Raw genomic sequence first — 26036 nt, forward strand, 5'->3', positions numbered from 1 at the left:
CAAACTCTTCAATTTAAGATTTGTTTGATTTGCTACTAATAAAAGCAGCGATGCTCAAAGATTACTTTCTGCAAATATGCATTCGAACCGAAGTTCAAATGTGTACTGCTTTGGTCACTCTTCAAGACTTTGATATTGCTTCTGCCTGCCGAAACAGGCTTCGATATCGTCTTGCGAGTGCCCACACAGATTGTCTGATAAATTGTTAAAGAGCGTTCGTTACCCGTTTGCCTTTCGGCGAATCTTACGGTAACGCGGGAGGCAGATAATACGCTTTCCCGCTACAGAGTCAACCACTTAATCAGTTAATTTTCTCTGCTCTTCCCGGCCACTCTGTGAAGTTGCTCACAGCGCCGTGTCGATGGATGCGCATTATAGGGAGCCGCCTCAGAATGGCAAGGGTTTATCTTAAAGTTTTTTCTAACTGCTGATTATTTGAACGCAAAGACTACTTATGACGCGTTTTTATCGCTTTTGGCAGGTCAGCCAGACTATTTAGCACCCAATCAGCTAGCACCTCTCCTTCTGCGCTAACAGGCTTGCCAGTGCGAACTAACACTTTAGTGCCGACATTAGCCGCGAATGCTGCCTGCATATCTTCAATTTTGTCACCAACCATATAAGAAGAAGCCATATCAATGTTCAATTCGCTTTGTGCTTGCAGTAACATGCCAGGCAGCGGTTTGCGGCATTCACATGTTTCGCTGAACTCCGCTACACTGCCATCGGGGTGATGCGGACAGAAGTAGATGCCGTCCAGGTCAACACCACGGTCAGCCAGAGACCAATCCATCCACTCGGTGAGACTTACAAATTGCTCTTCGGTAAACATACCGCGTGCAATACCTGATTGATTGGTTACCAATACCAAAGCGAAACCCATTTCTTTCAATTCACGACAAGCATCAATAACACCGTCTATAAACTGGAAGTTATCAATTTCGTGGACATAACCGTGATCAACATTAATTGTACCATCACGATCTAAAAATATTGCGGGGACGGGCTGAGTCACTTATCTGCTCCTGAGGGCTGTAAACCCCACTAGTATCGCATGTTTTATTACCGATTGAGAATGGAAGAGAATCGGTGTTGCCAGTTGACTTAGCCGTCTAGACGCCTTAACATCCAATCTATACTTTGGTTCCGCTGAAGTTTACTTTTTATCTAGCCACGGAAACGACGATAAAATAAGAATAATATGATTAAACTTTCTCACATCAGCAAAGTGTTCCAACAGGGTTCGCACACTATTACCGCGCTTACAGACGTGAGTCTACACGTCCCTGCTGGACAAATTTATGGCGTTATCGGTGCATCAGGTGCGGGTAAAAGTACACTGATTCGCTGTGCCAATATGTTAGAGCGCCCTACCAGCGGCAAGGTTCTGGTTGATGGGCAAGATCTGACAACCTTATCTGAAGGTGAACTGACGCGCGCGCGTCGTCAAATCGGCATGATTTTTCAGCATTTCAATTTACTGTCATCTCGCACGGTGTATGGCAATATTGCGTTGCCTCTAGAGCTGGATAACACGTCACGCGCAGATATAAAGAAGAGAGTTACCGAACTGTTGGATCTGGTCGGTTTAGCGGATAAGCAAGATGCTTACCCGGCTAACTTGTCGGGCGGTCAGAAGCAGCGTGTTGCTATCGCGCGTGCTTTAGCCAGTAATCCAAAAGTCTTGTTGTGCGATGAAGCCACCAGCGCATTAGACCCGGCAACCACTCGTTCGATTCTGGAGCTGCTTAAGGACATTAATCGTCGTCTGGGACTGACTATTTTGCTTATTACTCATGAAATGGATGTGGTGAAACGCATCTGTGATCAGGTTGCTGTAATAAGTGAAGGCAAATTGATTGAGAAAGACAGTGTCAGTGAAGTGTTCTCGCATCCGAAAACCCCGCTGGCGCAACAATTTATCCAATCAACACTCCATTTGGATATTCCAGAAGATTACGCCCAGCGTATGACGCAGGAACCAACTGCAGATCGCGTTCCACTGCTGAAATTGGAGTTCACCGGTCAGTCCGTTGACGCACCACTCATTTCACAAGCGGTGCGCCGTTTCAATATTGATATCGGGATTCTCAGTTCGCAGATGGATTATGCCGGTGGCGTTAAGTTTGGTGTCATGTTAGCAGAGCTGCATGGCGACGATCAGGATGGCCTCGCTGCCATCAAGTTTTTGCAAGATCATCATGTAAAAGTAGAGGTTCTGGGTTATGTCTGAGGCAATGATGTGGTTAATGGGCCGAGGCGTCTGGGAAACTCTGATGATGACTTTTGTGTCTGGTTTCTTTGGTTTTGTGCTAGGACTGCCGGTTGGGGTGCTGCTGTATGTCACTCGCCCAGGGCAAATTATCGCCAACAATAAGATTTACCGCACCCTGTCTGGAGTTGTGAATATTTTCCGTTCCATACCTTTTATTATCTTATTGGTGTGGATGATTCCATTCACTCGAATGATTGTCGGTACATCGATTGGGTTACAGGCGGCGATTGTGCCACTAACAGTCGGTGCAGCCCCCTTTATTGCTCGTATGGTGGAGAATGCCCTACTAGAGATTCCATCTGGTTTGGTTGAGGCTGCCCGTGCGATGGGAGCGACCCCAATGCAAATTATTAAAAAGGTGTTGTTGCCCGAAGCCCTACCCGGCTTGGTGAATGCCGCCACTATTACATTAATTACCCTGGTCGGTTATTCCGCGATGGGTGGTGCAGTCGGTGCCGGTGGCTTAGGCCAGATCGGTTATCAGTATGGTTACATTGGCTATAACGCCACGGTAATGAATACTGTATTAGTATTATTAGTAATTTTGGTTTACCTGATTCAGTTCAGTGGCGATCGGATCGTAAAAGCCGTTACCCACAAATAGTTCTTAACACATCAATTACCCAAAGGAATTGATGTTGCAGGTAGGCGGCAAGCGAACATATCCCGATAAGCTTATTCAAGTAAGTGATTCGGGTAAGTGAAAGTTGCTAACAACCCTGCAGCGCCAAGTACCAAGTACCAAGGGTATAGCGACTGCCTCACACAGCGGCGCATCTTAACGAATGTCTATAGAGGAAGGGATATGTCTTTAAAATTCAAATCTATCGCGGCAGTCAGTGCACTGATTGGTACCTTGGCTCTGGTGGGTTGCGGCCCGGCAGAGAAAGATCCAAACCACATTAAAGTTGGTGTCATTGTGGGTGCCGAGCAACAAGTTGCTGAAGTTGCTCAAAAAGTGGCAAAAGACAAATATGGTCTGGATGTTGAACTGGTTACCTTTAACGACTATGTTTTGCCAAACGAAGCATTGAGCAAAGGTGATATTGACCTGAATGCCTTCCAGCATAAGCCTTATCTGGATCAGCAAATTAAAGATCGTGGCTACAAGTTAGTGTCTGTGGGTAACTCATTCGTTTATCCAATTGCTGGTTACTCTAAGAAAATCAAATCATTGGAAGAGTTACAACCGGGTTCTCAGGTCGCACTGCCAAATGACCCGACCAATCTGGGCCGTTCTCTGTTGCTACTGCAAAAAGTGGGGCTGATTAAACTGAAAGACGGTGTTGGTCTGCTGCCAACCGTGTTGGATGTGGTTGAAAATCCTAAAAACCTGAAACTGGTTGAACTGGAAGCCCCTCAGTTACCACGTTCTTTGGATGACCAACAAATCGCCTTGGCGATTATCAATACCACCTACGCCAGCCAGATTGGTTTAACACCGGCTAAAGATGGCTTGTTCGTGGAAGATAAAGAGTCACCTTACGTCAATCTGATCGTGGCTCGCGAAGATAACAAAGATGCGGAAAACGTGAAGAAATTCGTTCAGGCATATCAGTCTGATGAAGTTTACGATGCAGCAAACAAAGCATTCAACGGTGGTGCAGTGAAAGGCTGGTAAGTGTTAATTGGCTATTTTGCTGAATATGGCGTTAGCTAAAATCAGTGTTTGCTAAATATATTGCAAGACGGGCTATGGCCCGTCTTGTTATTTGCATCATAGATTGCTTCAATAGCGCCTCTTAAATAAAAAAGGCTGAGGAATTTCTATGCGTGCGTTACCTCTGTGTCTGTTAGCACTTTCGCTAACTGGATGCTCCATGCTTCAATCAAAGCCATCCACCACAGAAAGTCCGGTTAAGCAACCACCTCCGGTGACTAAACCCAGCCCAACGGCAGCCCCTCGTCCGGCACCGGTAAAACTTTATAAAAGTGCTGAAGAACTTGTTGGCAAGCCTTTCCGCGACTTAGGCGAAGTGTCCGGTGAGTCTTGCCAATCTACCGTTCAGGACTCTCCAGCCAGTATCGCCACCGCCCGTAAGAGAATGCAGACCCGTGCTTCTTATATGAAAGCCAATGCGGTGCTGCTACACGGATGTGAAATACAAAGTGGCGTTCCTGGCTGCTATCAACAAGCGGTGTGCCAAGGTTCTGCACTGAACGTTTCATCAAAATGAGTGTATTTTCCTTCAATCAGATCGGGGTGATTCGCTCACCCTATAAAGAAAAGTTTGCGGTGCCAAGGCAGCCCGGTCTAATTGAAGATGGCGGTGGTGAGTTACAGTTAGTGGCTCCCTATAATCAGCCGGAAGCCGTGCGTGGGTTATCTGACTTCAGTCATGTATGGGTGATGTTCGTTTTCCATCAAACCATGGCGGGGGGTTGGCGTCCGACGGTTCGCCCGCCACGTTTAGGCGGTAATACACGGATGGGCGTATTTGCCACTCGCTCCACTTTCCGGCCAAATCCTATCGGCATGTCGTTGATTGAGCTGAAAGGGATACGTTGCCAGGGCGCAGAGGTGATTCTGGAGTTGGGGAGTCTGGATCTGGTTGATGGAACCCCGGTGATTGACATTAAACCCTATCTGCCTTTCGCAGAGAGCCAGCCACTGGCGCGCGCTGGTTTTGCGCAGACAGCCCCAGATGCAGATATGCCGGTGTGTTTCTCAGCCACCGCTGAGCAACAGTTAGTACAGCAGCAGACGCGTTATCCACATTTGCGGCGTTTTATCAGCCAGGTTTTGGCACAAGACCCCCGTCCAGCCTACCGTAAAGACGATAATGAAAGCCGCGAATACGCGGTTCTGTTGCTGGAATTTAATGTGCGTTGGCGGGTTATGGGCCAGCAAACAGAAGTGTTGTCGCTCGACCCACGCTAAATTTCAGCCAGCTCTCTTTTGACAACCCGTACTCGCTGGTAAACTAAACCACTTTTTACTTTTTGGACTGCCTCTACTTGTTGCAGTGCTAATGGAACCAAAACATCATGCGTACTAGCCAATATCTGCTCTCCACTCTAAAGGAGACACCTGCCGATGCTGAAGTGATCAGTCACCAACTGATGCTTCGTGCCGGGATGATCCGTAAACTGGCATCAGGTCTTTATACCTGGTTACCGACCGGAGTTAGGGTGTTGAAGAAAGTCGAAAACATCGTGCGCGAAGAGATGAATAACGCCGGTGCTATTGAGGTTTCAATGCCCGTCGTACAACCGGCTGATTTGTGGCAGGAGAGTGGTCGCTGGGAACAGTATGGTCCTGAGCTATTGCGTTTTGTCGATCGCGGCGAACGCCCATTTGTGCTCGGTCCAACTCATGAAGAAGTGATTACTGACCTGATTCGCGGTGAGATCAACTCTTACAAACAGTTGCCGCTAAATTTTTTCCAAATCCAGACCAAGTTCCGTGATGAAGTTCGCCCTCGTTTCGGCGTGATGCGTGCTCGCGAGTTCCTGATGAAAGATGCTTACTCTTTCCATACCACTCAGGAATCGTTGCAGGAAACTTACGACGCGATGTATGCGGCCTACAGTAAGATTTTCTCTCGTATGGATCTGAATTTCCGTGCAGTTCTGGCAGATACCGGTTCAATTGGTGGCAGTGCATCGCATGAATTCCAAGTGCTGGCCGAGAGTGGCGAAGACGACATCGTGTTCTCAACCGGTTCTGATTATGCCGCTAATATTGAGTTTGCTGAAGCAGTGGCTCCTGATGAACCACGAGCTAGCGCCACGGAAGAGCTGCGTATCATTGATACCCCGAATGCAAAAACCATCGCTGAATTGGTCGAGCAGTTCAACCTTCCAATAGTGAAAACAGTGAAAACCTTATTGGTACATGCTCACGAAGAGAGTGGTCACAAGCTGGTTGCGTTGCTGGTTCGCGGTGATCATGAACTCAATGAGATTAAAGCAGAAAAACTGCCACAAGTCGCCAAACCACTGACCTTTGCCAGTGAAGAAGAGATTCGTGCAGTGATTGGCGCAGGTCCAGGGTCATTAGGCCCGGTTAATTTGCAGTTGCCAATCGTGATTGACCGCAGTGTGGCAGCAATGAGTGATTTTGGTGCTGGCGCGAATATCGACGGCAAACACTACTTTGGTATTAATTGGGAGCGTGACTTACCGCTGCCACAAATTGCCGATTTACGTAATGTGGTTGAAGGTGATATCAGCCCTGATGGCAAAGGCACATTACTTATCAAGCGTGGTATTGAAGTCGGTCATATCTTCCAGCTAGGCACTAAATACTCGGAAGCGATGAAAGCCACGGTTCAGGGCGAAGATGGCCGTAACCAAGTGATGACCATGGGTTGTTACGGTATTGGCGTATCCCGTGTAGTAGCAGCGGCCATTGAGCAGAATCATGACGACCGTGGCATTATTTGGCCGGATGCGATTGCACCGTTCCAGGTAGCCATTTTGCCAATGAATATGCACAAATCTTTCCGCGTGAAAGAGTTGGCAGAAGAGCTGTATGCCACTCTGCGTGCCCATGGTATTGACGTGATTCTTGATGACCGCAAAGAACGCCCAGGCGTGATGTTTGCCGATATGGAGCTGATTGGCGTGCCACACAATATCGTGATTGGTGACCGCAATCTCGACTGCGAAGAGGTGGAATATAAAAACCGCCGTGTTGGTGAGAAGCAGATGATTAAAACCAGTGAAATCATTGAGTTCCTGCTGGGCCAAATCAAGCGCTAATTGACCCTAAATAAACCGCTGAGCCGCTGGATAGTTAACTCACTACCAGCGGCTTTTTATTGCAGCAACGGATAGATTCTATTTACTGCCGCAACTCTTACTGGCATTAAACTTAATGTTATCAGCCGGAATCAGCGTTTTGTCTGATTGCCCTTCTTCCATCGATGGCCGCACATCAAAATGGCCATTAAGGGTTAAAAATACCGGTTCACCGACCTTTTTACGGGCCTTTAAATATCCGGTTTCCAGTGCAATATTATTCTCGACTGGGAAGGTTCGGCCGGTAGCACAATCGGTAAATACGGCGGCATCAGCAAAATACTTATACATACCGCTCAACGGTATCGGCGTTTTGGGTAACGGCTGATCACTCGGGGTAAGCTGATAATTCAATGCTGACTGAATCGCCAATCCTTGTTGGTCGAGCATCACCAGATTTTTACCTACTGGCCGAAAGTAGCGTTTCTCCCCTTGCCCGTTAGTAAGTACCAACTTATCAGCAGTACGCGCCCACTGACCGTATTCAGCAAAGGTTTGATCGCTCTCGTTGTTATCGCCAGCATGAGCAGTACCACGATAAATTTCCTTCAGGATAAAAGTCCCATCGCTATCAAGGAACAGTGAGGTATCCAAACCACTGCAATCCGCGCAGGGTAATACGCCCTGATAGCTTTGCTGCATAGGCTGTAAAGCCTGTTCAACCGGTTGATGTCGATTGTTGCAACCTAATAATGACAGTGCACCTACTGCCAAAAATAGCGTTATTGTTAATTTTTTCACAGTCATTCTCCCATACTGTGTCCGATATATAAGGAATGAAGCCACATTAGTCACAATGTATAAATCCCAGGCTAAATAATGGCATCACTCCTGATGTATTTTGCCGCGCAGCGCTTTGGTCGCACCTTTGCGGACTTTGCCCTCGACTCGCCTTATTTTTGAGCCTTTGGTCGGTTTTGTCGCCCGACGAGCCTTTTCTACCACCATTGCCTGACGGATTAATGCCACCAGCCGCGCCAATGCCGCTTCGCGATTCATATCCTGGCTGCGGTATTCTTGCGCTTTGATGATAACGACACCCTCTGCCGTCATCAAATGGCTATTTAGCAATAATAACCTTTCTTTATAGTACTCTGGCAGGCTTGAAGCCTTAATGTCAAAGCGCAAATGAATGGCAGTTGAGGTTTTATTGACGTGCTGTCCCCCCGCGCCCTGCGCCCGGATCGCCGTCAACTCAATCTCACTGTCAGGTAGACTGACATAATTAGATATAATCAGCACGCTTATTGCCCGTCGCCTTGCCATTCATCAAAACTAATTTCCAGATTATTCTGAGCATCCGACAACCAAATAGTTCCCTCTTGCAACGTAGCCTGTAACGACATATTACGATTCGCAAGTGCCGCCAACTTGGCCATCTGTTCATCACCCAAGAAGCGCACCCGCAAATTGCGGTGCCCGGATAACTTATCCCGGACTTGTGGCCACCACACCTTAGCTGCGCGTTCGCTGTAGGCATACAGCACCACTTGCTGTGACTGATTACAGGCTTTACGCAGACGTTTCTCCTCTGGTAACCCCAGCTCAACCCACAATTCAATACCGTTATGGTCATTATGACGCCAAATCTCCGGCTCATCGTCAGCGCTCAGACCTTTAGTAAACTGCAAACGCTCATCAGCGTGGCAGATCCATGCGAGTAACCTCAGCATCATACGCTGGTCAGTTTCGGAGGGGTGCTGCGCGATAGTCAGGTTAACATCCTGAAAAAAATTACGATCCATATCCGCAATGTTAACAGCAGCTTTATGGATGGTTGCTTTTAGTGCCATGGGTGACCTCTTAATTATCTGGCGGACAGTGTACTTGATCCAGTCTGCCAGCAGCCAGCCAACCCTGCATAAAGAGAACGATTAGTGGCATCAATGCGAAAAAGAAACCTTGTGCCACACTCTAATATCTCTATCACTCCTGTGCTATAGTCCTTATAAGTTCAGAGTTTATCTTCGTAGGTTGACAGTGTGTCGCTTCCGCTGAGAATCTACTGGGTTAAACTTTTCCAGGAGGATTACTGTGCAGCAATACTGTGAATTAGTACGCCGTTTTTATGCCCAAATTGGAAGTGGCGATCTGGGTTACGTACCAGACGCATTGCGCTGTGTATTGAAAGCATTGGACGAAGTTGCGGCTAACGACGCACTACCGTCCTCCGTTAGGGAACAGGCGGCCTTTGCCGCCGCTAACTTATTGGTGAGCGATTATGTCGATGAGTGAAGAGTATCAACCCATCAATTGTGATGACTACGATAATCTAGAGCTCGCCTGCCAACATCACCTGATACTGACGTTGAAGTTGAGAGGCGGTGAGATCGTAGAAGGTAAAGCCAGCGATCTGCTGCTGAGAAAAAAGGTCGAATACCTGATTATCGAGCAAGAAGGAACAATGCGCGAGTTGCGTCTGGACTATATTGCCAGCTTCAGTCACCCCGCGATAGGGACTGTTGTGGTGAGTGCATCATAGCTTCATCCCATTATATTGATGACGGGCCGCTGAAAAGTGGCCCGTTTTGCATTCAGGGCAGACCAAACCGAATCAAGGTTTTAAACTGGCATAGTAAGCCGCCAAATCAGAGAAATCCTCGTCGGTTAAAGGCGCAACATAAGCCTGCATCACTCCAGCTTGCCCACCAGTTCGCTCCCCTTTTTTATACGCTTTTAATGATTGTTCTAAATACATGGCATTTTGCCCAGCCAGATTAGGATACATCGGCACCGAAACCTTACCTTGTGCACCATGACAAGCCACACAACTGGCAGACTTAACCCGCCCCGCTTCGATATCATTTTTTGCCAACGCCGAGAAACTACTCAATCCCCATAACACCATTATACTGACGACTAATTTCATTATTGCTCCTCAAAATAGACTGTTCTGCGTGTTGTTATTTTATTATTCCGCGTTGGCCCAATTTAGGTGCCAACAGGGTTCGCCTTCTTTTGCCTGGCCTGCCTGAGCCACAAACACTCCAGCCGCAGCAATTAATTGTTCGCCAAAGTAGAGTAGCGGAATACGCTCCCGTTGCCACGGCGGTACCCCCAACTCTTGCCAAATCTTTTTGCTATGGCGCGAATGGTGCCGCCCAACAATCTTGATATCACCTTGTAAACCGAAACGGACGCTGATCACCTCGCCGGTTGCCGCAGCCCTGACCGCTTGCCCCCCTTCAGTAATAAAACTCAATACCCCCAGATTGGCAGGTAGAATCAAAGGGCCTGGGGGGATTGCGACATGATTAGGCCCAGCCTCAATGTTGGCCCAAGGTAGATGCCGTATATTTATCTCAGCCAGCGGTGGCAATAGATATAAATATTGCCGGAAGCGGCGAACCTGATGTGCCCCCAAAGTAAGCTGAGGCTCTGCATCTTGCCTTGCCATAGCAACTTCTAACCACAAACGTTGCAGTTGGTTTTGCGATGGCATCACTGCCCCCCATCTAGCCAGCCAACGGCGTAATATCGCCCCCCGTTTGGCTTCTGAGGCCAGTAATAACCCCTCAATAGAAAGCGCGCCATCCGGGCTTTGCAGTTGTTGCAGATTATCTGCCAACAACTCATCCAATAATTGTTCCTGCTCAGCGCACAGACTTGCACTGCGCGCCGTCGCTTGAGCAAAATGCGGCCAGCGCTGATGAAGCAGAGGCAACACACTTAATCGCAAGAAGTTACGATCGAAACGATGGTCCTGATTGCTGTCATCTTCAATCCACCGTAGTTGTTGTGTTTGAGCATAGTTCTCAAGCGTTGCGCGGGAAAAGGCCAACAATGGCCGCAACAACTGGCTATGGGCAAACGGCATTCTGCCTGCCATTGAGGACAGCCCCGCCGGACCACTGCCCCGCTTAAGTGCCAGTAAGAAGGTTTCACACTGGTCATCCAGATGTTGAGCCGTAAGTAGCACTTCATTGGCAGCTAAATGTGAGGAAAATGCCTGATAGCGAGCCGTTCTGGCGGCAGCCTCTATTCCATTGTGTCGCGGATCAATCTTCACTCGCACCACTTCAAGTGGAACTTCCCATTGATCACACTGCTGCTGGCAATGTTTTACCCAACTGTCTGCCAATGGGTTTAATCCGTGATGAATATGAATCGCGCGAACTTTCAGCTCAGGGAGCAATTGTTGGCGCAGGCTAACCAATAAATGCAGTAATACACTGGAATCCAACCCACCGCTGAACCCCACCAGCACATGGCGATGATCACCCAATTGCGCGAACAAAGGATTGAGTAACACATTAGGCATAAAGGTGGCTGAGTTCATGTCATTCCAGCGTTATTTCGTATAGCTCCAGAGGTAAACCATCTGGATCAGTAAAGAAAGTAAAACGTGATTGGGTATAGGGATCAATGCGAACCGCTTCGCAAATCACACCGGCGGCCCCCAGTTCACTGACTGCCTGCTCAATATTATCAACCTGAAAAGCCAGGTGACGTAAACCACAAGCCTCTGGGCGGCTAGGCCGTGTTGACGGGGAGGGAAAAGAAAACAACTCAATAATATATTGCCCATTTAAGGCTAAATCAGCTTTCCATGAGTCGCGTTCTTCACGATAGACCTCACTTATCAAGCTGAACCCCAGCACCTCACAGTAGAATTTTTTACTGACCTGATAATCTGAGCCAATGATTGCAATATGATGTATCTGACGTATTGCTAACATGTATTACTCCAGTTTAATCATTTGTCTTCAGCACATTGACCCAATAGCGACCATCATCATCGCGTTTAGCTCCGTGAATGTCGGTTTCAAATCCAGGGTAATGCGCGCCGATGGCACACAGCATCAGCAGGAAGTCCAAGACTGCGCGGCTCTCTTCACTGATCATTTCACCTGGCATAACCAACGGTACCCCCGGCGGATAAGGCAGGATCATGTTGGCCACAACTTTGCCTATCAAATCACGCATTTCGCAGGCCGCTATATTACCGCGAATCTGCTGTTGGAACATGTCATACGGCGTGAGTTTCATCTCTGGCAGTACATCAAAGGACTGGCGCATCAAACGGGGCAAGTCGTGTTTACGGATCAATTGGTGGATACCGGCGGCCAACTCCTGAATGCGCATATGGCGGTAAAAATCGGGATCTTCAGCAAACAGATCCGGCAGCATATTTTTAACCCGCAAGTTAAGATCATAAGCGCGTTTAAATTCAGTGAGGCCGCGTAATAAGCTCATCGCCTTAGTTTTATCAATGCCAATACTGAACAGGAACAGCAAATTATATGGCCCGGTTTTCTCTACCACGATGCCGCGTTCATCGAGAAATTTAGCGACTAATGCCGCAGGGATCCCTTCGTCTTCAAGTTCCCCTTCACTGCTCATACCCGGCGTCAGGATGGTCACTTTGATCGGATCCAGATACATATGATCTGCATCTGCATTGCTAAAACCATGCCACTTTTGCCCCGGTTGCAACGGCCAACAGGCTATTTCGTCAATATCTTCTGGCTGCCAGACATCAAAGAACCAGTTGTCACTCTGTGAACGTAAACGGCGAACTTCTTTGCGAAAATGCATCGCACGCTCAATGGAGCGCATAATCATGCGCCTGCCCGGTTTACCACGCATCATTGCTGCGGCAGTTTCCATTGATGCCACAATGCCGTAATTCGGTGAGGTGGTGGTGTGCATCATATAAGCTTCGTTAAAAGTGCCTTCATTGTAATCACCTTTAATATGAATCATCGAAGCTTGAGAGAATGCGGCCAACAATTTATGTGTCGATTGCGTTTCATAGAAAACTTTACCCGCAACCCGTTCCCCGCTCATGCCACTTTTCCCTTCATAGATCTCATGGAAATTGGTATAAGGCACCCAGGCGGAATCAAAGTGAATTGAAGGGACGTCCAGTGTCTGCTTAATATAATCAGTATTATAGAGCAGCCCATCATAGGTCGAGTTCGTTATCACCGCATGCACTGGCCAGCTGGCATTCTTGGTTTGTGCAATTTTCTCAGTAATAGATTCGCGCGTAAATTCGTGCTGCGGGATGCCGCCCAAAATACCGTAAGCATTACGGGCCGGGCACAAATATAGCGGAATGATATTGGTCATCATCAAAAGATGGGTCAGAGACTTATGACAATTACGATCAATCAATACTGTACTGCCCGAGGGGGACGAATACATGCCAATGATTTTATTTGCCGTTGATGTCCCGTTCGTCACCATATAACTCTGCTCAGCATTGAAAGTACGGGCAATATACTCTTCGGCTTCCAGATGCGGGCCACTGTGGTCTAATAGTGATCCGAGTTCAGTCACTGAAATCGACACATCAGCCTTGAGGGTGTTAGCACCAAAGAAATCATAGAATAAGCTGCCTACCGGGCTTTTTTGAAATGCCGTCCCCGCCATATGCCCCGGCGTACAGAAGGTATATTTCCCTTCTTTGACGTAATTAAATAACGCCTTGGTTAGCGGCGGAGTGATGCTATCCATATACTCAGCGGTATATTGTTCAATATGCTGGGCAATATCATCTGCCGCATTTAACGTATATTCAAAGAAATAAAGAGCCATGCGCATTTCATTCAAACTGACATCCAATGAGGAGGTCGTATTGATAAATGCGTAAAGTGGGAGATACTCGTTCAGATCATTAATTTCAGTGCAAAGCTCATTACTGTGCTGGTCCCAATCGAAAATCACACCAATAATCCGCGCATTATGCTCGATCAGTTTAAGCAGATCACCACGATCCTGAGGGTAGATCAACTGAAAACCTTTAGCCAGCAGGGCATCGTTTAACTCACGAATAGGTTCATCTTTGTAGTAAACCCCCATCGGCCCCATGATTGCGATGATATTCATCGGTGAATCCTCATATTGTCCGCCAATTACCTATAACAACATGAAATTAAATTTTTGCCAAAATTATTATGGAGTTAGATATTATTACTCAGAATCTATAAGTAAAAAATCCGGCCCATAATATATGAGCCGGATTTCAATATTTCTCTGCGATGCCCAATAAATCGGGCATGCTTAATCAGCAATAACCGTAATTCATCAGACGCTGATAACGACGATTCAATAATTCTTCGTCATTCAAAACATCCAGATCACTAAGATCAGCCAACAGTTGCGCCTTCAAAGCAGCAGCAATAGTGGTGTAATCACGGTGCGCGCCGCCTAAAGGTTCAGGGATAACCGAGTCAATCATCTTTAATTCTTTCAGACGATGAGCCGTAATACCCATGGCCTCTGCGGCTAACGGTGCTTTATCAGCACTTTTCCATAGAATAGATGCACAGCCCTCTGGGGAGATAACGGAATAGGTGCTGTATTGCAGCATATTCACTTTATCGCCAACACCAATGGCTAATGCGCCGCCTGAGCCACCTTCACCAATAACGGTACAAACGATAGGAACACTCAGACGTGACATCTCACGCAGGTTACGTGCGATGGCTTCAGATTGACCACGCTCTTCTGCGCCAACACCAGGATATGCCCCTGGTGTATCAATGAAAGTAATGATTGGCAGCTTAAAGCGCTCAGCCATCTCCATCAGACGCAGTGCCTTACGATAACCTTCAGGCGCTGGCATACCAAAGTTACGGCGAATTTTTTCTTTGGTTTCACGGCCTTTTTGATGACCAATGATCATCACCGGGCGACCATCCAGACGAGCAATACCACCGACAATAGCTTTGTCGTCGGCATAAGCGCGATCACCCGCCAGTTCTTCGAAATCAGTAAAGATATTAGCGATATAATCCAGGGTATAAGGACGACGAGGGTGGCGTGCCAGTTGGGCAATCTGCCATGCGCCGAGGTCCGAGAAAATTTTCCGCGTCAGCTCAACACTTTTCTCACGCAGACGCTGGACCTCTTCATCCAGATTAATATCTAATTTTTCGTCTTGACGGCTGACTGCAGTCAGCGAGTCAATTTTCGCTTCCAGCTCTGCAATCGGCTGTTCAAAATCAAGAAAATTCAGACTCATAGCATTCCTATTTTAGTCAAATTCCAGTTCCACCTGCTCATTACCTACCAGCGTTCGCAAATCTATCAATAAGCGATCGGTGGGCGTCACGCGCCATGTGGCTCCAAACCGCAGCCGGGCGCGAGCATCTTCCCGTTGGTAATAAAGATGCACTGGGATCGTCCCCGCTCGATGGGGTTCCAACGACTGACGGAGACGGTTCAAAAGCTGGTCATCAATTTGCCTGTCGGTCAGCGATATAGCAAGCCCACGGGCATATTTTTCACGAGCTTCACTGATGTCCATTAACTCACGGGCGGTCATTTTAAGTCCACCACTAAAGTCATCAAAGCTGACCTGTCCAGTGGCTATCAGGATACGGTCTTTTTCCAATAAATGCTGATATTTTTCCAATGCATCGGTGAATAGCATCACCTCCAGACGCCCGGAACGGTCATCCAAAGTACAAATACCAATGCGATTCCCGCGTTTTGTTACCATAACCCTTGCAGCGATTACCAGCCCTACCGCAGTGGTCATTTTGCCCCGATCCGTCGGATGCATATCTTTCAAACGCAGCCCGCCAGCATAACGTTCGATTTCCTTTAGATATTGAGTAATCGGGTGGCCGGTTAGGTATAACCCCAGCGTTTCCCGTTCACCGTCTAAAACAATTTGTTCCTGCCACCGCGGCACATTAGCATAAGATTGCTCAACCTGCTCAGGTGCATCAGCCAATACGCCAAACATATCGGCCTGACCAATGGCCTCTGCTTTCGCATGTTGGTCTGCGGCTTTTAACGCTTCGCCTAAGGAGCTCATTAATGCGGCACGGTGCGGCCCCAAACGGTCAAAAGCACCGGACATGATTAACTTTTCTAATATCCGCCGATTCAGCTTTTTCGTATCGACGCGGGCACATAAATCAAACAAATCTTTGAAGTGACCGCCCTCTTTACGTGCCTCCAGTATCGCGTCGATCGGCGCCTCACCAACCCCCTTGATAGCACCAATCCCGTAAACAATTTCACCCTCATCGTTTACATGGAAGTGATACAGGCCACTGTTAATTTCTGGTGGCAGAATCTTCAGCCCCATACGCCAACATTCATCAACCAGACCAACAACTTTATCGGTGTTATCCATATCGGCGGTCATTACCGCAGCCATAAACTCAGCCGGATAATGTGCTTTTAACCACAACGTTTGGTAGGACACCAAAGCATAAGCAGCGGAGTGAGATTTGTTAAAACCATAACCGGCGAACTTCTCTACCAAGTCAAAGATTTTTATCGCCAATTCACCGTCAACGCCCTGACTTTTGGCCCCATCTTCGAATACCGAACGCTGTTTTGCCATCTCTGCTGGGTTTTTCTTACCCATAGCTCGACGCAACATATCCGCGCCGCCAAGGGAGTAGCCAGACAGAACCTGCGCAATCTGCATAACCTGTTCCTGATACAGGATGATGCCATAGGTCGGCTCCAGTACAGGCTTCAGGGATTCATGTTGCCATTCGATATCAGGATAGGACAGTGCTTCACGACCATGTTTACGGTCAATAAAGTTATCTACCATCCCGGATTGCAGCGGACCGGGGCGGAATAATGCCACCAGAGCTATCATATCCTCGAAGCAGTCTGGCTTCAGCCGCTTGATAAGATCCTTCATACCTCGGGATTCAAGCTGGAATACTGCTGTCGTTTCCGAACGTTGCAGCATATCGAAGCTTTGCTTATCTTCCAGCGGAATAGAGGCGATATCTATCGGTTCCAGCCCAGTTTTGGCGCGCTTGGCATTGATCATCTCCAGCGCCCAATTAATGATAGTTAGCGTACGCAAACCGAGGAAGTCGAACTTCACCAGACCGGCATATTCCACATCATTTTTATCGAACTGAGTAACCGGGTTTTTGCCTTCCGCATCACAATATAGCGGTGCAAAATCAGTAATTTTGGTCGGAGCAATAACCACCCCACCGGCGTGTTTCCCAGCGTTACGTGTTACCCCTTCCAGCTTACGCGCCATATCAATCAGCGCCCTAACCTCTTCATCGGCTTCATAAATTTCAGGAAGTTGCGGTTCAGCGGCAAAGGCTTTTTCCAGCGTCATTCCAGGATCTGGTGGCACCAATTTTGAGATACGATCGACAAAACCATAAGGGTGGCCCAGCACGCGGCCCACATCGCGGATAACCGCTTTGGCAGCCATCGTACCGAAGGTAATAATCTGAGAAACCGCATCGCGGCCATACATCTCGGCCACATGTTCAATCACCAGATCACGTTTCTCCATACAGAAGTCAACGTCGAAGTCGGGCATTGATACACGTTCAGGGTTGAGAAAACGTTCGAACAGCAGGTCAAATTCCAGCGGATCCAGATCGGTAATCTTGAGCGCATATGCCACCAGAGAGCCTGCACCTGAGCCTCGCCCTGGCCCTACCGGAACACCATTATCTTTAGACCACTGGATAAATTCCATTACTATCAAGAAGTAACCAGGGAATCCCATCTGGTTGATAACTTTTAGCTCAATATCGAGCCGCTCGTCATACTCTGGCCGTTTTTGCGCCCGTACTTGCGAGTCGGGGAAGAGGAATTCCAACCGCTCTTCCAAACCTTGCTTTGATTTTTCTACCAAAAAATCTTCCGTGCTCATCTCACCGGTAGGGAACTGCGGTAGAAAGTATTCCCCAAGGCGGATGGTGACGTTACAACGTTTGGCTATTTCAACACTGTTGAGCAGCGCTTCAGGAATATCCGCGAACAGCTCACACATCTGTTCTTCATCGCGCATAAACTGCTGAGGACTATAATTTTTAGGCCGCTTAGGATCAACCAATGTAAAACCGTCATGAATAGCAACGCGGATCTCATGGGCGTCAAAGTCAGACTCAACAATAAAACGCACATCATTGGTCGCAACAACGGGCAGCCCACGATCAGTCGCTAGCGCGACTGCCGCATGAAGATAGTTCTCTTCGTCTGGCCGACCGGTACGGATTAGCTCCAAATAGTAACTGTCAGGGAAATGCTCTTGATAAAACTCAAGACACTGATCAACCTGAGTCTGATTGCCGCGCAGCATAAACTTGCCGACATCCCCCATCCGGCCACCGGATAGCAGAATCAGCCCCTCTTTATGCTTGATCAGCCAATCGCGATCAATTATCGGACCAGCTGCGCCATAACCACGTTGATAAGCTTCGGAGATCAATAAGGTAAGGTTTTGATAACCTTCATTATTGCGTGCCAACACAGTAAGGTGAGCCAACTCATCACCCAAGATTTCACTTTGCACGTAGAAATCTGCGCCAATGATGGGTTTAATCCCAGCACCGTGGGCGCTACCGTAGAATTTCACCAAACCACAAAGGTTAGTGAAGTCAGTAATGGCCAGAGCGGGCATACCTAATGCAGCAGCTCTCTTCACCAAGGGTCCAATCTTGGCTAATCCATCGATCATGGAGTAATCGCTGTGAACACGCAGGTGGACAAAACGAGGTTCGGCCATATCCAGATACCAGAAATTAGTGGATTGAATCACACCCGCAGAACAGAGTGTCTGAGGGCATCATAACTATGAGTGTCTTTCAGCGACAATACCGGCTTATATCAGCCCTAACACGCGCTTAACCGGGCCAAAGCTGCGCCGATGGTGCTCAGTTGCGCCTAGTGCCGCCAGCCGCTCCAGGTGGAATGCTGTCGGGTAGCCTTTGTGCTGCGCAAAACCATACTCGGGGAAAATGAGATCCAGTTCAGTCATTTCACGATCACGGGTCACTTTAGCCAGAATAGAGGCGGCACTGATCTCTGCAACTCGGCTGTCCCCTTTTACAACGGCTAATGACGGCATCGCCAGTTTTGGACAGCGATTACCATCAATCAACACATAATCGGGTGTGATATGCAATCCTGCTACTGCTCTTTGCATTGCCAGCATTGTTGCATGCAATATATTTAGGTGATCAATCTCTTCTGGCTCAGCGCGACCAAGGCTCCAGGACAGGGCCTTATCCGTAATTTCGTCATAAAGTGACAGACGCCGCTTCTCACTCAGTTTTTTCGAGTCTGCCAAACCGACAATTGGCCGTGTCGGATCGAGAATAACCGCCGCAGTGACAACAGCCCCCACTAATGGGCCACGGCCAACTTCATCCACACCGGCAATCAAATTCGCCTGCGGGTATATAAAAATATCTGTCATCGACCTGCTAACTCCAATACCGCCTGTGCTGCCTGTTCATCCGCGCCACAACGGATGCTCTGATGCAAAATCAGGAAACGTTCTTTTAACGCCTCAACTGCACTACCACCTTGTAATAGCGGTAACAATGCATCGGCTAATGTTTGTGGTTGGCACTCTTGCTGCAACAATTCTGTCACTAGCTCTTCGCCTGCCAACAGATTCGGTAATGAGACATAAGGTGTTTTAACTAATCGTTCTGCTAACCAGAAAGTGAAGGGTTTCATACGATAACCGACCACCATGGGGCATTTAGCCAACATGCATTCCAACGCCGCAGTACCCGAGGCGAGCAAGGTAGCATCACTGGCAATCATCGCCACCCGGGCATTGCCATCTAATAAATGGACGGATAAGTCAGGGGCAATTTCAGCTTTAATTCGTTCAAACTGCTCACGACGCTTGCTGTTAACCAATGGAACCAGCACTTCCAGCTCAGGCAGTTGTTGCCTCAAGATGGCTGCAGTACGCAGAAAATCGGCACTGAGCATTTCCACTTCTGAATGGCGACTACCCGGCAACAGGGCCAGACATGGCGCATGTAGCGCAATCCCCAATTCTGTTCTTGCCGCTTGCTTATCAGGGATTAAAGGCATGGCATCAGCCATGGTATGACCAATAAAGCGACATGGAACATTGAAACGATCATAAAACGCTTTTTCAAAAGGAAGAAAAGCCAACACCATATCGGTCGCTTTACCAATTTTGAAAACGCGTTTTTGTCGCCAGGCCCAAACAGAGGGGCTGACATAATGAATGGTTCGGATGCCACGCTGTTTCAAACGCCCTTCGAGGGTGATATTGAAATCAGGCGCATCGATACCCACGAAAACATCTGGGGAGAGTTCACTAAAGCGTTGGGTCAGATCTTTGCGGATCTTGAGTAACCGTGGCAAGCGTTCTAATACTTCAACAACGCCCATCACTGCCAACTCTTCCATCTCATACCAGGCTTCACATCCCTCAGCTTGCATCAGCGGCCCAGCAACACCAACAAAGCGGGCATCGGGAACCTGAGCTTTCAGCGCACGAATCAACCCAGCGCCTAAGATGTCGCCAGAAGTTTCTCCGGCTACTAAACCGATAGTTAAAGGACGCCCGGTATTCGACGGACAATCAACAGCTAATGGGCTATTTTGCATAAGTTAGCGAATAATGCCGCGAGTAGAGCGCGCAAAGAAATCACTGAATGCCTTAACCGCCGGAACCTGCTCCGCCAATTCGGCAATTTCTGGTTTCACTTCATCCAGCGTCCGACCACTGCGGTACAACAACTTGTAAGCATTACGGATCGCATGAAGTGATTCTTTGTCAAAACCGCGACGTTTTAACCCTTCAATATTGATACCAAATGGTGTTGCATGGTTGCCCTGAGCAATGACATAAGGAGGCACATCCTGAGCAACGCCTGAACAACCGCCCACCATCACATGCGCACCAATCACGCAGAATTGATGGATAGCCGTCATTCCGCCAATGATGGCAAAATCGTCAATTTCCACATGACCACCCAAAGTTGCATTGTTCGCAAGAATGCAACGATCACCAATGATACAGTCATGGGCGATATGGGCATTAATCATCAGCAAATTGTCGCTGCCTACTTTAGTTAATCCACCACCTTGAACCGTACCACGGTGGATAGATACGCTTTCACGGATACGGTTACGTGAACCGATCTCAACGCGAGTAGGCTCGCCTGCATATTTCAGATCCTGATTCGCCTCACCAATGGAGGCAAATTGGTAAATCTGATTGTCACAGCCAATCTTGGTTACACCATTAACGACGACATGGGATTTCAGTTCCGTGCCAGCGCCAATTTCCACCTGAGATCCGACAAAGCAGAAGGGGCCAATACGAACGCCGGCACCAATAATGGCACCTTCTTCGACGATAGAACTTGGATGGATAATGGCGGTTTTGTCAATCACGTATCAGGACTCCTTAACTGCGGGTTCGACAACAACAGACTTTGCAACAACAGCTTCTGCTGGTGGGGTTACTGGCCTGCTACGAGCACACATCATCGTGGCAGTACAGACGATTTCACCATCGACTTTCGCAACACCAGTAAAACGGGTCAGACCACGGCGTTCTTTAACGAACTGAACTTCCATGATCATTTGATCACCAGGCACTACCGGACGTTTGAAGCGAGCTTCATCAATGCCAGCAAAATAATAAAGTTCACCCGGCTCAAGTTTACCGCGGCTTTTAAATGCCAGGATACCGGTCGCCTGCGCCATCGCCTCTAAAATCAGCACGCCTGGGAAGATAGGTTTACCCGGGAAATGGCCTTGGAAAAATGGCTCGTTGAAAGAGACGTTCTTCACTGCACGCAGAAATTTTCCTTCTTCGAAATCAAGGACACGATCTACCAGCAAGAACGGAAAACGGTGCGGGAGTAGATCCAAAATCTCTTCAATATGCAGAGTATGAGTGTCAGTAGTCAAAATACTCTTCCTGTCTAAAAAACTAATGCTATCAACAACACGGCCTGCACTGCCCCAAAAGGGAGGCATTAGGCAGGCCGCAAATTAGGAACTCTGTATACCCTTCGAACTTGACGCAACAACGGCGTAACTGCACGTATTTACCTGAATCACTTGACCACATAAGTTCATCAAGATTGATTTATTTTGTCAGGCTGCGACACCAATTTCTTTAAGTATCTACTTTTGGCATCACTTGCCAATAAGCTTAATTATTGACTCAGAGTATCGGTCTTGAGTGACTACTCTTTATCGATTTTACGCTCAATAGCTTTTAAGCGTTTATTAATTCCATCGATATTCATCACTAAAGCAGCGGTCTTGCGCCAAACTTTATTTGGTTGTAACGGAATGCCGGAGGAGTATAACCCAGGTTCAGTGATTGGGCGCATCACCATTCCCATTCCGGTGATTGTGACTTTGTCACAAATCTCCATATGACCATTGATCACACTCGCGCCGCCTATCATACAATAGCGGCCAACTTTCAGACTACCTGCCATGATAACACCACCCGCAACTGCGGTATTGTCGCCAATCACAACGTTATGTGCAATCTGACATTGGTTATCAATGATGACGCCATTACCAATAATGGTATTATCTAATGCGCCACGGTCAATCGTGGTACAAGCGCCAATCTCAACACGGTCACCAATATGCACTGAACCGAGCTGTGGAATTTTTATCCAATTACCACGATCATTTGCATAACCAAAACCATCTGCACCAATGACCGTACCGGATTGAATCAGGCAGTTCTGCCCGATAACAACTTCATGATAAACGGAAACATTGGCCCACAAACGGCTACCAGCACCAATGTGAGTATTCTTGCCAATAAAGCAGCCAGCACCGATAACCACATTATCGCCTAGCACAACACCGGACTCTATCACTGCATTCGCACCGATAGAAACATTCTCTCCCAACGTTACCAGTGGAGCGATAACTGCACTCGGTGCAATATCCTGGGCCGGTTGAGGTGTGGTATCCATTATCTGAGCCATGCGTGCATAGGTTAAATACGGATTTTTAACCACTAGAGCTGCAGATTTACAGAAAGGTAAGTCAGCCTCAGTCAATACCACCGCACCTGCATTACAAGTAGCGAGTTGTTCTTGATAGCGGCTATTTGACAAAAACGTGATTTGCGAAGGCTCGGCGGAATGCATAGAAGCGATGCCGGTGATGACGAGTGAGCCATCACCGTACACCTGTGCATCCAACTGCTGAGCTAAATCAGCCAGTCGAATTGAAGGCATGTTTTATTTAACCTGTTTCAGCACGTCAGCAGTGATATCTTTAGAAGGGTCTGCATATGCAACAGCATTTGCATCAATCACCACATCATAACCACCTTTGCTAGCAACAGATTTAACAGCATCCTGAATACGGCTCAGAATTTTGTTACGCTCTTCCATCTGACGACGGCGATTATCTTGCTCAAAAGCCTGGGCTTTAGTAGAGAAAGTTTCACGCTGTTTCATTACGTCGCTTTCCAGCTTGGTACGATCACTGGCTTTCATGGTAGAACCGTCACGTTGCAGCTTCTGCATTTTAGTTTGCAGGTCGCGCTCCATTCCTTGCAGTTCGGTTGCACGGCCTTTGAATTCATTCTCCAGCTGCTTAGCTACGGTTTCACGCGCAGGTAATTGTTGGAAAATGCTGGAAACGTTAACAATAGCAATCTTGTCAGCGGCTTGAACGCTGGCAGAAGCTGCCAATGCTAAACCAAGACCTGCGGCACACAACCACTTTTTCACTATAAACTCCTTACCATTACCCGTTTGTGTCAGAGACACTTTGAAGTGCACTTAATACTGAATAGTGCCTAAAATAGCGCCAAACTCACTAGCGCTACCTTAGGTTATTTCAACTACCAGTGCTGTCTTTAAAATTCAGAACTACTTTGCCAATCAATTACCAAGTCTTACCAATGTTAAACTGGAATTGCTCTGACTTATCACCTTCGTAATCTTTAACCGGTTTAGCATATGAGAACACTAATGGACCCAATGGCGACATCCATTGTAATGACACACCGGCAGACACACGAATATTACTCGCCTTACTGTAATCAGGTACACCAGCAGCACGCGTCAGTGCGGTATTTTCCCAATTAGTATCCCATACAGTACCTGAGTCAATGAAGAAGGAGGTCCGTACAGAGTTTGAGTATTTTTCACTGATAAACGGCGTCGGTGTAATCAGTTCTAAACTGGCCACCGCCATCGCGTTACCACCAACCGCATCGGTTGAATCTCTGATGGTCCCATTAGCATTATAGTATGCCGCTTTAGGACCGATATTATTTGATCGGAAACCACGGACAGTACTGGAACCACCGGCATAGAAGTTCTCATAGAATGGCATCTCTTTCGAACCGATACCGTCGCCATAACCCAAGCGACCACGGCCTAAGAGCACCCATGAATGATCTTCATCTAACGGTTGGTAAGCAGATGTATCGAAAGTGATTTTATAGAACTCGTTATCAGAGCCAGGTACCGTCACTTTGGTATTAACTGATGATTTAACCCCTGACGTTGGGAAGAAACCACGGTCAAGGTTGTTATAAGTCCAACCCAGATTCAGTGTGAAGTCATCCGCTGTGAAGCTGGCACGATCAGTCAGATTAGGATCTTGACCAACAGAGTCAAGATATCGCCACATCGCGACTTGTGGTTCCATGTCAGACAGGGAGTTATGGACGTAACCTAAACCAACCCGTAATGAGTTATTCTCATTAATTGGGAAGCCTAAAGTACCGTCAATACCGTAACTGCTGTTGGTATAGCCAGACAGGTCTGCGTTATCTGCTTTAAAATCATTATAGAAGATACGCCCGCCCAGACTTACACCATCAACGGTGAAGTAAGGGTCAGTTAAGGTAAATTCAGCATAAGTCTGATAGTCGTTCTTCGTACCATTAATACCGACGGTATTACCAGTACCCAACCAGTTATCTTGCTGAACCCCAACCTGGAAGCTGACACCACTTTCTGTGCCGTAACCAATACCAAAGTTTAAACTACCGGTATTGCGTTCCTTGACTTTATAAGTGACATCGACCTGATCAGCAGTTCCTGGAACACGTTGAGTTTCAACATCAACGGTTTCGAAATAGCCCAGACGGTTTAAACGTTCTTTGCCCGCTTCGACCTGATCATTACCCAACCATGCACCTTCCATCTGGCGCATTTCACGGCGCAATACGGAGTCTTTACTGGTGTCATTACCTTCGAAACGAACATTGCGGACATAGAAACGGTTACCCGCATCTACGTTGATATGCAGTTTGACTGTTTTATCAGCATCGTTAATTTCTGGTTGAGAGACCACACGCGGATAAGCATAACCATAGCGGCCCAACATCTTCTTGATGTCTTCTTCAATGCGTGTGACTTTACTGCCGTTATACAATTCACCCGGCTCAATCGCTGCCAGCTTATCAGCTTCAGATTGGTGCCCTGCAAGATTACCGCTCACAACAACGCTATTAAGCTTGTATTGATCGCCTTCGGTAATGTTGATGGTGATATAGATGCCTTTTTTATCTGGCGTCAAACTCACCTGAGTAGAATCGATATTAAATCGGGCATAACCGCGATCTAAGTAGAAGCTGCGCAAGATTTCGAGATCACCGGCGAGCTTCTGCTTCTGATATTTACGATCACCAACCACGTTCCACCATGGCACTTCATCACGCAATTGGAAGCGTGAGATAAGCTCATCAGTTGTGAAACTGTGGTTACCTACGATGTTAATCTGCTGAATTTTTGCAGAGACACCTTCGGTAAAGACCAGTTTGATATCAACACGATTACGCGGTAGCGGTGTAACAACAGCCTTCACTGAAGCGCTGTATTTACCCACACTGTAGTAGAAGTCTTCGAGTCCTTTTTCAATGCTGGATATAGTGGTACGGTCCAGGGCTTCGCCAACCCGGACGCCAGAGGCTTCCAGATTCTGCTTAAGCATGTCATCTTTCACCGCTTTGTTACCGGAGAAAGTGATGCTGGCAATCGTTGGGCGTTCTTTGACTTGAACAATCAGCGTATCACCATCGCGCAGGACACGAACGTCCTCGAAGTTGCCTGTAGCAAACAACGCACGGATAGTTTTACCGATGTCATCATCACTGACGGTATCGCCTACGCGAACCGGCATATTAAGTAACGCCGCACCGACGGCGACCCGTTGCAGGCCTTCGAAATGAATATCTTTCACTACGAACCCGTCTGCACCGTATACGGTGGCGCTGCCAAACAGCAGCGACGCTATGAGCAACTTTTTCATCGCCATCGTTGTTATGCGT

General features: G+C 47.7%; 25 protein-coding genes. 8 read left to right on the forward strand and 17 right to left on the reverse strand.

All coding sequences use genetic code 11. From position 1 onward, the window contains the following. Positions 1 to 448: 448 nt before the first annotated feature. Entirely contained in the window at positions 449 to 1015 is a 567-nt protein-coding gene (gene gmhB / locus V1952_RS01300; protein ID WP_420074226.1) for a D-glycero-beta-D-manno-heptose 1,7-bisphosphate 7-phosphatase, read from the reverse strand. 186 nt (positions 1016 to 1201) lie between these two features. Here gmhB and metN point away from each other — a divergent pair, with 186 nt between their 5' ends. The 6 genes from metN to proS all read left to right on the forward strand — a co-directional run bounded on the left by metN (position 1202) and on the right by proS (position 6982). Beyond that, positions 1202 to 2233: a methionine ABC transporter ATP-binding protein MetN gene (gene metN, locus V1952_RS01305; protein WP_372559752.1), complete on the forward strand. Its 1032-nt coding sequence runs from the start codon at positions 1202 to 1204 to the stop codon at positions 2231 to 2233. After that, entirely contained in the window at positions 2226 to 2879 is a 654-nt protein-coding gene (locus V1952_RS01310) for a methionine ABC transporter permease MetI (RefSeq protein ID WP_050078607.1), read from the forward strand. Before metN ends, V1952_RS01310 begins: the two co-directional genes overlap by 8 nt. Before the next feature lie 201 nt (positions 2880 to 3080). Further along, positions 3081 to 3896 (forward strand): MetQ/NlpA family lipoprotein, encoded by an 816-nt coding sequence (locus V1952_RS01315; RefSeq protein ID WP_042569242.1) that lies wholly within the window; start codon positions 3081 to 3083, stop codon positions 3894 to 3896. Between the two features lie 148 nt (positions 3897 to 4044). Continuing rightward, positions 4045 to 4452, forward strand: a complete 408-nt coding sequence (gene rcsF / locus V1952_RS01320) for an Rcs stress response system protein RcsF (RefSeq protein ID WP_083162966.1) — start codon at positions 4045 to 4047, stop codon at positions 4450 to 4452. Next, positions 4449 to 5156, forward strand: coding sequence for a tRNA (N6-threonylcarbamoyladenosine(37)-N6)-methyltransferase TrmO (gene tsaA, locus V1952_RS01325; RefSeq protein WP_372559753.1), 708 nt, complete (start codon positions 4449 to 4451; stop codon positions 5154 to 5156). Before rcsF ends, tsaA begins: the two co-directional genes overlap by 4 nt. A gap of 107 nt (positions 5157 to 5263) precedes the next feature. Continuing rightward, the gene (proS, locus tag V1952_RS01330; protein ID WP_420074227.1) at positions 5264 to 6982 is read left to right on the forward strand and encodes a proline--tRNA ligase; all 1719 of its coding nucleotides are present in this window, start codon (positions 5264 to 5266) and stop codon (positions 6980 to 6982) included. Positions 6983 to 7060: 78 nt separating this feature from the next. Here proS and nlpE read toward each other — a convergent pair whose 3' ends face one another. The 3 genes from nlpE to V1952_RS01345 form a co-directional block, all read right to left on the reverse strand. Next, positions 7061 to 7762, reverse strand: coding sequence for an envelope stress response activation lipoprotein NlpE (gene nlpE, locus V1952_RS01335; protein WP_420074228.1), 702 nt, complete (start codon positions 7760 to 7762; stop codon positions 7061 to 7063). 84 nt (positions 7763 to 7846) lie between these two features. Next, positions 7847 to 8263 (reverse strand): alternative ribosome rescue aminoacyl-tRNA hydrolase ArfB, encoded by a 417-nt coding sequence (arfB, locus tag V1952_RS01340; RefSeq protein ID WP_372559755.1) that lies wholly within the window; start codon positions 8261 to 8263, stop codon positions 7847 to 7849. Between the two features lie 2 nt (positions 8264 to 8265). Then, entirely contained in the window at positions 8266 to 8814 is a 549-nt protein-coding gene (locus tag V1952_RS01345; protein WP_372559756.1) for a YaeQ family protein, read from the reverse strand. Between the two features lie 241 nt (positions 8815 to 9055). On the opposite strand from V1952_RS01345, the gene V1952_RS01350 reads away from it, so the two are divergent. Together V1952_RS01350 and rof are read left to right on the forward strand one after the other, a co-directional pair. Further along, positions 9056 to 9256: a YaeP family protein gene (locus tag V1952_RS01350; protein WP_005185672.1), complete on the forward strand. Its 201-nt coding sequence runs from the start codon at positions 9056 to 9058 to the stop codon at positions 9254 to 9256. Beyond that, positions 9243 to 9503, forward strand: a complete 261-nt coding sequence (rof, locus tag V1952_RS01355) for a Rho-binding antiterminator (RefSeq protein WP_420074229.1) — start codon at positions 9243 to 9245, stop codon at positions 9501 to 9503. The genes V1952_RS01350 and rof overlap by 14 nt, the downstream gene beginning before the upstream one ends. A 72-nt stretch (positions 9504 to 9575) precedes the next feature. Here rof and V1952_RS01360 read toward each other — a convergent pair whose 3' ends face one another. From V1952_RS01360 to bamA, 13 genes are all read right to left on the reverse strand, one after another. Further along, the gene (locus V1952_RS01360) at positions 9576 to 9893 is read right to left on the reverse strand and encodes a c-type cytochrome (protein ID WP_420070731.1); all 318 of its coding nucleotides are present in this window, start codon (positions 9891 to 9893) and stop codon (positions 9576 to 9578) included. A gap of 39 nt (positions 9894 to 9932) precedes the next feature. Then, on the reverse strand, positions 9933 to 11300 hold the full coding sequence (gene tilS, locus V1952_RS01365; protein WP_420074230.1) for a tRNA lysidine(34) synthetase TilS: 1368 nt from the start codon (positions 11298 to 11300) through the stop codon (positions 9933 to 9935). A gap of 1 nt (position 11301) precedes the next feature. Next, complete coding sequence (locus tag V1952_RS01370) at positions 11302 to 11700, reverse strand: VOC family protein (protein ID WP_420074231.1); 399 nt, start codon at positions 11698 to 11700, stop codon at positions 11302 to 11304. Positions 11701 to 11713: 13 nt separating this feature from the next. Beyond that, positions 11714 to 13855, reverse strand: a complete 2142-nt coding sequence (locus V1952_RS01375; protein ID WP_372559760.1) for a lysine decarboxylase LdcC — start codon at positions 13853 to 13855, stop codon at positions 11714 to 11716. 178 nt (positions 13856 to 14033) lie between these two features. Next, positions 14034 to 14993: an acetyl-CoA carboxylase carboxyl transferase subunit alpha gene (gene accA / locus V1952_RS01380; protein WP_372559761.1), complete on the reverse strand. Its 960-nt coding sequence runs from the start codon at positions 14991 to 14993 to the stop codon at positions 14034 to 14036. Between the two features lie 12 nt (positions 14994 to 15005). After that, on the reverse strand, positions 15006 to 18488 hold the full coding sequence (gene dnaE / locus V1952_RS01385; RefSeq protein ID WP_372559762.1) for a DNA polymerase III subunit alpha: 3483 nt from the start codon (positions 18486 to 18488) through the stop codon (positions 15006 to 15008). Positions 18489 to 18584: 96 nt separating this feature from the next. Further along, a complete protein-coding gene (gene rnhB, locus V1952_RS01390) occupies positions 18585 to 19181 on the reverse strand; it encodes a ribonuclease HII (RefSeq protein ID WP_372559763.1) in 597 nt (198 codons plus the stop codon). Then, positions 19178 to 20362: a lipid-A-disaccharide synthase gene (gene lpxB, locus V1952_RS01395; protein ID WP_420070729.1), complete on the reverse strand. Its 1185-nt coding sequence runs from the start codon at positions 20360 to 20362 to the stop codon at positions 19178 to 19180. The genes rnhB and lpxB overlap by 4 nt, the downstream gene beginning before the upstream one ends. 3 nt (positions 20363 to 20365) lie before the next feature. After that, on the reverse strand, positions 20366 to 21154 hold the full coding sequence (gene lpxA, locus V1952_RS01400; RefSeq protein WP_083162935.1) for an acyl-ACP--UDP-N-acetylglucosamine O-acyltransferase: 789 nt from the start codon (positions 21152 to 21154) through the stop codon (positions 20366 to 20368). A gap of 3 nt (positions 21155 to 21157) precedes the next feature. Next, a complete protein-coding gene (fabZ, locus tag V1952_RS01405; protein WP_083164110.1) occupies positions 21158 to 21676 on the reverse strand; it encodes a 3-hydroxyacyl-ACP dehydratase FabZ in 519 nt (172 codons plus the stop codon). A gap of 281 nt (positions 21677 to 21957) precedes the next feature. Then, complete coding sequence (lpxD, locus tag V1952_RS01410) at positions 21958 to 22980, reverse strand: UDP-3-O-(3-hydroxymyristoyl)glucosamine N-acyltransferase (RefSeq protein WP_420074232.1); 1023 nt, start codon at positions 22978 to 22980, stop codon at positions 21958 to 21960. Between the two features lie 3 nt (positions 22981 to 22983). Beyond that, on the reverse strand, positions 22984 to 23481 hold the full coding sequence (skp, locus tag V1952_RS01415) for a molecular chaperone Skp (protein WP_032820361.1): 498 nt from the start codon (positions 23479 to 23481) through the stop codon (positions 22984 to 22986). Between the two features lie 157 nt (positions 23482 to 23638). Continuing rightward, on the reverse strand, positions 23639 to 26023 hold the full coding sequence (bamA, locus tag V1952_RS01420; RefSeq protein ID WP_372559765.1) for an outer membrane protein assembly factor BamA: 2385 nt from the start codon (positions 26021 to 26023) through the stop codon (positions 23639 to 23641). Between the last annotated feature and the right edge of the window lie 13 nt (positions 26024 to 26036).

Origin of the sequence: Yersinia sp. 2542 StPb PI, from assembly GCF_048593855.1 — a bacterium.
In the GTDB taxonomy this organism is placed as follows: Bacteria; Pseudomonadota; Gammaproteobacteria; order Enterobacterales; family Enterobacteriaceae; genus Yersinia; species Yersinia enterocolitica_E.

Excerpts from the sequence above, each read along its gene's own strand:
- metN (WP_372559752.1), top strand. The coding sequence starts at position 1,202 with ATGATTAAACTTTCTCACATCAGCAAAGTGTTCCAACAGGGTTCGCAC.
- V1952_RS01310 (WP_050078607.1), top strand. The coding sequence starts at position 2,226 with ATGTCTGAGGCAATGATGTGGTTAATGGGCCGAGGCGTCTGGGAAACT.
- V1952_RS01315 (WP_042569242.1), top strand. The coding sequence starts at position 3,081 with ATGTCTTTAAAATTCAAATCTATCGCGGCAGTCAGTGCACTGATTGGT.
- rcsF (WP_083162966.1), top strand. The coding sequence starts at position 4,045 with ATGCGTGCGTTACCTCTGTGTCTGTTAGCACTTTCGCTAACTGGATGC.
- tsaA (WP_372559753.1), top strand. The coding sequence starts at position 4,449 with ATGAGTGTATTTTCCTTCAATCAGATCGGGGTGATTCGCTCACCCTAT.
- proS (WP_420074227.1), top strand. The coding sequence starts at position 5,264 with ATGCGTACTAGCCAATATCTGCTCTCCACTCTAAAGGAGACACCTGCC.
- V1952_RS01345 (WP_372559756.1), bottom strand. The coding sequence starts at position 8,814 with ATGGCACTAAAAGCAACCATCCATAAAGCTGCTGTTAACATTGCGGAT.
- rof (WP_420074229.1), top strand. The coding sequence starts at position 9,243 with ATGTCGATGAGTGAAGAGTATCAACCCATCAATTGTGATGACTACGAT.
- tilS (WP_420074230.1), bottom strand. The coding sequence starts at position 11,300 with ATGAACTCAGCCACCTTTATGCCTAATGTGTTACTCAATCCTTTGTTC.
- V1952_RS01370 (WP_420074231.1), bottom strand. The coding sequence starts at position 11,700 with ATGTTAGCAATACGTCAGATACATCATATTGCAATCATTGGCTCAGAT.
- V1952_RS01375 (WP_372559760.1), bottom strand. The coding sequence starts at position 13,855 with ATGAATATCATCGCAATCATGGGGCCGATGGGGGTTTACTACAAAGAT.
- accA (WP_372559761.1), bottom strand. The coding sequence starts at position 14,993 with ATGAGTCTGAATTTTCTTGATTTTGAACAGCCGATTGCAGAGCTGGAA.
- dnaE (WP_372559762.1), bottom strand. The coding sequence starts at position 18,488 with ATGGCCGAACCTCGTTTTGTCCACCTGCGTGTTCACAGCGATTACTCC.
- rnhB (WP_372559763.1), bottom strand. The coding sequence starts at position 19,181 with ATGACAGATATTTTTATATACCCGCAGGCGAATTTGATTGCCGGTGTG.
- lpxB (WP_420070729.1), bottom strand. The coding sequence starts at position 20,362 with ATGCAAAATAGCCCATTAGCTGTTGATTGTCCGTCGAATACCGGGCGT.
- lpxD (WP_420074232.1), bottom strand. The coding sequence starts at position 22,980 with ATGCCTTCAATTCGACTGGCTGATTTAGCTCAGCAGTTGGATGCACAG.
- bamA (WP_372559765.1), bottom strand. The coding sequence starts at position 26,023 with ATGGCGATGAAAAAGTTGCTCATAGCGTCGCTGCTGTTTGGCAGCGCC.